1 protein-coding gene is annotated in these 838 nt (G+C 45.6%); it reads right to left on the reverse strand.

The window, feature by feature from the left end; genetic code table 11:
* A partial coding sequence (locus A3739_RS24405; RefSeq protein WP_304440308.1) for an imelysin family protein occupies positions 1-838 on the reverse strand: 838 nt, incomplete at both ends.

Raw genomic sequence — 838 nt, forward strand, 5'->3', positions numbered from 1 at the left:
AGAGCCAAGGTAAATATTTCTAATACCTAGTGCGTCGTTGAAGTGAGATGCATGCGTGTTATCTGCAAAGCAATCGTGCTCTTCTTCTGGGTCATGAAGCATTAGGCCAAGCTTGATACGTTCACCGGCAAGCTCGCCATAACTAAGACTACCCATACCTGTTAGCATGGTAGAAAGACCGCCATTATCACCTTTCGCAAGAAGTTGTTTGGTGGCTTCACCGTCTGCAGTCCATGCTGCAACAATATCTTCAAGATCAGAAATTAATAGTGTACTTGCAGCTTGAAGATACTCGCGACGACGGTCACAGTTGCCGTTAGTGCAGTTTTCTAGTGAGAAATCTGTTGCTGGACGTGCGCCCGCGCCTTGATTTGTTCCATTAAGATCTTGACCCCATAGCAGGAATTCAATGGCGTGGTATCCAGTTGCTACGTTCGATTCAACTTCATCAATTTCTTGAAGCTGTTCTGATAGCAACGCTGGCGTGATTGATGATGCATCTACTTCAACGCCACCAACGTTAAGCTTTGGATTGGCGATTATGTTTGCAGCGTAATATGGGTTTTCATCAGATTCAGTGCCATAACTAGCGTCAACGTAATCAATGAGGCCTTCGTCTAGTGGCCAAGCATTTACTTTGCCTTCCCAGTCATCAACATATGCGTTGCCAAACCGATATGCTTCGGTTTGTTGGTAAGGTACACGCGCTTCAATCCAAGCTGATTTTGCCGCCGCAAGCGACTCTTCAGATGGAGCGTCTAGCAAAGCTTTGATTGCAGTATCGAGTGTTTTTGCCGTGTTCAATGAGTCGCCATAGTTTGATTGAGCGATACTTACA

The organism is Oleiphilus sp. HI0067, assembly GCF_001635735.1.